Source organism: Marseilla massiliensis, assembly GCF_016899955.1.
Taxonomy (GTDB): domain Bacteria; phylum Bacteroidota; class Bacteroidia; order Bacteroidales; family Bacteroidaceae; genus Prevotella; species Prevotella intestinigallinarum.
Genome location: NZ_JACJJL010000050.1, coordinates 1 through 5,624, shown reverse-complemented (window position 1 = coordinate 5,624; position 5,624 = coordinate 1). Strand labels below are relative to the sequence as shown.

At 59.8% G+C, this 5,624-nt stretch carries 4 protein-coding genes; 1 reads left to right on the top strand and 3 read right to left on the bottom strand.

Annotated features, from left to right (window positions below):
- Positions 1-284 precede the first annotated feature (284 nt).
- Positions 285-1,607 carry a glycoside hydrolase family 88 protein gene (locus H6B30_RS15470; protein WP_205112172.1) on the bottom strand — a complete coding sequence of 441 codons (1,323 nt, stop codon included), beginning with the start codon at positions 1,605-1,607 and terminating at the stop codon, positions 285-287.
- Positions 1,608-1,631: 24 nt separating this feature from the next.
- Positions 1,632-2,354, bottom strand: coding sequence for a Bax inhibitor-1/YccA family protein (locus H6B30_RS15465; protein WP_205112171.1), 723 nt, complete (start codon positions 2,352-2,354; stop codon positions 1,632-1,634).
- A gap of 200 nt (positions 2,355-2,554) precedes the next feature.
- On the opposite strand from H6B30_RS15465, the gene H6B30_RS15460 reads away from it, so the two are divergent.
- The gene (locus H6B30_RS15460) at positions 2,555-3,133 is read left to right on the top strand and encodes a GNAT family N-acetyltransferase (protein WP_205112170.1); all 579 of its coding nucleotides are present in this window, start codon (positions 2,555-2,557) and stop codon (positions 3,131-3,133) included.
- Positions 3,134-3,715: 582 nt separating this feature from the next.
- On the opposite strand, the gene H6B30_RS15455 is transcribed toward H6B30_RS15460, so the two are convergent.
- Positions 3,716-4,462 carry a hypothetical protein gene (locus H6B30_RS15455; protein WP_205112169.1) on the bottom strand — a complete coding sequence of 249 codons (747 nt, stop codon included), beginning with the start codon at positions 4,460-4,462 and terminating at the stop codon, positions 3,716-3,718.
- Between the last annotated feature and the right edge of the window lie 1,162 nt (positions 4,463-5,624).

Below are 5,624 nucleotides of genomic sequence, written 5' to 3'. Positions count from 1 at the left end.
AAACCACAAAACATTCGCGGTTTTTTTTGCCTCCGGAAAACGTTTTTTTATATTTCACTTGACAAACATCAAGCACAATATATGGCATACAATATATAATATATATGAATGCCCGCATTTGCCCGGATGCGGACAATCATTAGAAAAAATGCAGTGAAAGGAAACTGCCGGTAAAACACATTGAAAAGGAAAACGCCCAGTGAGAGCCGCCGGCCTGGCGCCAAGGGCGGTGCCGAAGCCAGCCTGCGGGTTGGCGGATGGTCAGGCAAGGGCCCGTGCGGCCGTCAGTAAGCCACCTTTTGCCCGCCGCGGATGTAAATGCGTCCATGCACGGGGCTGTCCACCCTGCGCCCCGACAGGTCGTAGTACGCCCCGTCGCATCCCGGGCTGACAGGCGCGCCGCCCACTGCCGACGTGCCGCCCTCGCCGGTGCTTACGGCCAGGGCATGCACCTCGGCTGCTCCCCACAGCCAGCACCCTATGCCGAAATCCTGGAAGTCGGGCACCGAGTTGTATGTCACCGGGCCGCCGTCTTCGGGCTTCGAGCCGGTGCCCTGCATATAGCCCACAAAGCCTGTGTCGTCGTGTACGGCACGCCGCATGGCCTCCCACCCCCGCCTTATCGCGGGCATGTAGGTGGCGCTGTCGAGCAGTCCGACGCGCACGCCATAGGCCATGCCGCCCACGAACAGCGACGTGCCGGTCATCTCGGGCCCCTCGCTGCCCGGCGCGCCGAGGTTTGACGGCGCCGCCAGGCTCACGCCCCACGCCCCGTCGGGCCGCTGGCATTCGAGCAAGGCGCGGCTCATGCGCCTGAAGTCGGCCACATAGTCGGCGCGGTGGGGCTCGTCGGCGGGCGTAAACTGCATCACGCGGGCCAGCGCCATGTACACCCATCCGTTGCCCCGGCCCCAATAGCAGTCTTTGTCGGTCTCCACAAGGTCGGTGTATGGCGGGTCGTACTGGTAGTCGCGGTACCACAGCCCGGCGGCCTCGTTGAACAGCGGGCTGCCGCCTCCGCGCCTGTCGCCGCCCTGGCTGTTGCGCGTGTACATATACATGTCGTGCATGCGCTCCCAGTATGCCCCGTCGCCGGTGATGGTGCCGAGCATGGCGAAAATGGGCATGGCCATCTGTATGGCGTCCACCCAGTACCAGTCGTCCACCCTGTCGGTGGCCATCATGGCGTCGATGCGCATCTTGATGTGGCTCATGCGCTCCACGGCCGTGGTGTCGAGCATGTACAGCTGCAGGTAAGCCTGGCCGCAGCACTGGAAGTCGGCATGGCGCGCCTGGCTGTCGGTGCAGCTGTACCAGCGGTGAAACTCGCCCCAGCTCAGTGCATAGTCGAGCCACTCGGGGCGTTGCTCCTCGCGGTAGATGTTGAGCAGGCCCTCGTAGAACACGCCCCTGGTCCAGATGCGGCTGTTGCGCCTCTTGCCGCCCACATGGCTGTCGGCCCCCACGTCGGGGCAGGTGCGCATGAAATAAGCCGCCACCCCCCTTGCCGCCTCCATTACGGAGTCGGCCCGGAGGGCGGCGGCTTTCGCAAAGGCCGCGCCCGCCACAAGCATAGCGCCAAGCGCGAGCGACCTAAACAGAGTCATAGGCTCAAAGCCGTGGTGCCGTTGTCACTCGCGCTTGCCGAGTATGCGCAGCAGGTAGAGGAACAGGTTGATGAAGTCGAGGTAGAGCGTCAGCGCCCCCACGAGGGCCACCTTCTGGGCGGCCTCGCCCATGTTGTCGGCCATCATGAGCTGTTCCTTTATCTTTTGCGTGTCGTAGGCCGTGAGGCCGACAAACACTAGCACGCCCACATAGTTGAGAATCATGTCGAGGCCCGAGCTGCGCATGAACATGTTGACCACGGTTGCTATCACCAGGCCTATGAGGGCCATGAACAGCATGCGGCCCATCGACGTAAGGTCTTTCTTGGTGGTGTAGCCCACGAGCGCCATGGTGGCGAACGTGCCGGCGGTGATGAAGAACACGCTCGTTATCGACGACATGGTGAAGGCCAGGAACACCACCGACAGCGTGGCGCCGTTGATGACCGAGTAGAGCACAAACATCAGCGTGGCCACCGCCAGCGACAGCCTGTTGATGGCACCCGAGATGCCCACCACGAGCGCCAGCTCGGCCACGATGAGCCCCAGCAACACAAACCTGTTGCCCACGATGGTCATGAGCAGGCCCGGGCTCGTGGCCACGGCATAGGCCGTGAAGCCTGTTATCACGAGGGCCAGCGTCATCCATACATACACTTTGCGCATGAGCGCCGGAAGGGCCGATGCCACCGGCATGTCGGTGCCGCGGGCCACTTCCTTGATTTCAAAATCGTTGTTGTAATCCATATTCATTCCTTTATTCCCGGCGGCGGCGGGCCAAGGGCACCGCCCCGACAGGGCATGTTACGGCTACAAAGTTACAAGAAAAGGCCTGTAATGCGCCAAAGTATTTCATAAAAAAGAATAAAAGGCTTGGCCGGGCGGAAAGTTAGGCGTAAATTTGCACAACGCGCCGGGGGCACTAAGGCCCGCGGCGACTGACATATATGCACAGCAAGACGACTCTGAGACAGGGGCGCCCTTCCGACGCCCCGGAAATTGCCTGGCTGATAATGCAGGCAATGTCGGAAGAATGCTGCCGTTACTTCCATGGCGACGACCACACGGCCGACGACTTCCACCGTCTGATGACGGCGCTCGTGGAGAGGCAAGACACACAGTACAGTTATATCAACGCCATCTGTGCCGTCGACGGCGACGACAGGGTGATAGGCGTCAGCGTGAGCTACGACGGCGCACAGCTGCGCCGGCTGCGCCAGCCATTCATCGACGCGGTGCGCGAGGCCTTCGGGCGCGACTTCTGCAGCATGCCCGAAGAGACCAAGGCCGGCGAGCTATACCTCGACTCGATTGCCGTGGCGCCAGACCACCGGGGCAAGGGCATTGCCAAAGAGCTGCTCAAGGCCACGGCCCGCAAGGCCGAACAATGCGGATGCGGCCCGCTCGCCCTGCTGGTAGACTACAACAACCCCAACGCCGAGAGGCTGTACATAAAGGTGGGGTTCCGCCCCGACGGCACCAACAGCTGGGGGGGCCACCACATGAAGCACCTTGTGCTCGGCTGAAGGCAAAGGCAATAAGTAGCTGTTCAAAATTAACCGATACAATAGACCTTGCAGGTGTCCTCTATATCTCTGCCACCATCTTGTGTGCTCTTTCGGGCCGCATGCCAAAGTCTCATCGGTCGCGTAGCCCGCTACGCTCTCTCTTCGGACTTTGGCATGCATCTCCGAAATAGCGCACAATTTGATGGCAATTAATTATGAACACCTACTTACAAGGCTGAACGGATGCGCCAAGGCGCCCGTTCAGCCTTTTTGGGAGAACACCCGATAAACACAGGGGCTTTTTAGGAGGTAAGAATGGAGGTAGAGGTAGGTAGAAGAAGTTACAAGGAGTTAGAGGACAATAGTATTTGACTGTCATCTCTTCCTGCAACACTTTCCCTATGCTCCCAGAGCTGCTATGTTTCCATGACTATTGTCAGTACTCCCATCTCCTGTTTCCCTCCTCCAAAACAAGCCCATAACCAATGTCTTGACTCCTTAACTTCCTAACTCCTTAACTCCTAAGAAGCCTCCTGGATTTATCTGGTGAACCTTTTGGGGTTTCATAAACTCATGGCCGCGCGCGGCCGCCGGCCTGCCTCAGGCCTCCTTCACCTTGATGTCGCCGTCCCACACAGCTGCGTTGCGGCGCACCGAGTTGACCAGCGGCATGCACTCTTCGCAGATGATGTCTTTCACCATGGCCAGCATCGAGGGCGCCTTCTCGCTCCTGTGGCCCGTAGAGAAGTCGAGCGTGTACGACTCCAGCAGCTTGCCGTGCTCCCAGTGCTCATAGTCTACCGACGTGCGCTTGCGCGACGTGGAGCCGTAAACCCACATGCCGTCGGGATAGCCGTCGGCGTCGCACTGCCCGCTGAAGGGGCAGTCGCCGAAACGGCCGCTGATGGGGCCCACGGGCTTGCCGCCCGCCATCGACAGCGTGAGCATCACCATACGCGAGCGCGGCCCTATGCCGTAGGTGTTGCCTCGGCCTATGTAGCAGGCCGTGCCCTCGGGGATGCCGTCTACATAGTCTACCATGAGACGGCGGCTGTAGCCCCTGCCCCGCCGCTGGTACTTCCACCGGCCGGTCTTGCGGCCCCTGGAGTAACGGCCGCCAAACTTGATGATGCCGTCGTCGTAGGGACTGTTGAAAAACAGCGTGCGGGCCGTCATCGACCCGCCGGAAAAGGAAAACGGACCGTCGTAGACGCGCCCCGACGGCGTTTCAAGGTAAACGTAGCTCGCGTGGCCGCCATGGTATGGCCCGGCATACGAGAAACGCCCTTTGCCGACACGCCTTACGAGGCTCCATCGGCCAAACAAACATCTTAATATATTATACATACCCAATAAATGTACTTACATGCTTAACTGCCAATAAATGGCCTGACAACCAAGGTTGGCGGCATAACACCATTGCCACAAGGTGATATCATTATTACGAAACCTGCACTCGGCTATGCCGGGTGGGCACAGACTATAATAATTTCAATTTAATCTATAACAGTTGCAAAGGTAATCCAATCATTCCGATTCTCAAAAAAAATGGCGTGAAAATCCGCAAACAAATGGTGTTTTTCTTACAGCACACCCTCTCCCGGCGCCGTTGCGCCACCGGCGGGGGCATGAACTCACGAGCCGCAACCGCACGCCGGGCCTTGTGACAACTGCCCCGTGGCCACTGGCGGCCTGATGCCCTCGGCGCCAAGGCCAACGGGGAAAGCGTCGGCCGCCGCCGACCGAAACGCCAGCTGCTCACCCGGGGCACACCCTTGCCGACGGCACGGCAAGACCGACACGTGCAGCCGAAAGCCACACATAAGCCCGGCCACGGCGGCGCGGCACGCCCCCGCAGCCTGCGCTTAGGCTGCGGTGTGGGCGGCTGTAGGCGCATTGGCCAACCGGCTGGCATGCAGCGGGTTGCAAAAGGCCGCGGCCCGGCAAGGCCAAACGGGCCGTACAGGCCTGCCAAACGGGCCATATTGCAGTGCCATACGGGCTGTTTTGCGGCGCGAAATGGCATAAGCAGCTGTTCAATATCAACCGATACTATTGACCTTGCAGGCTTCCTCAATATCTTTGCCGCCATATTGCGTGCCCTTTCGGGCCGCATGCCAAAGTCTCATCCATAGCGTAGCCCGCCACGCTCTCTCTTCAGACTGTGGCCTTCATCTCCGAAACAGCTCACAAATTGATGGCAATTGATTTTGGACAACTGCCCATAGGCAGACGCTGCAAACCGGCCGACAGAAAACCACTTGATGCTTGCGCCCTATAGCTGCCGTCGGCATGCACTTTGTTGAATAGACGTCTTCAAAGGCATAGCCGGTTGTATGGCGCGCCACACCCGGGCTCAGAGCCTTGAAATACGTTCACATGACTGTGCCCAGTCTGACGGCAATCTGTTTCCAACTGCCTGTTGCACCGTGCATGCCATTGTGCGGCCGCCTTCCGGCTGCATGCGGGCGGCGGACACGGCGGGGCATGGGGAAATGAGAATGGGGGG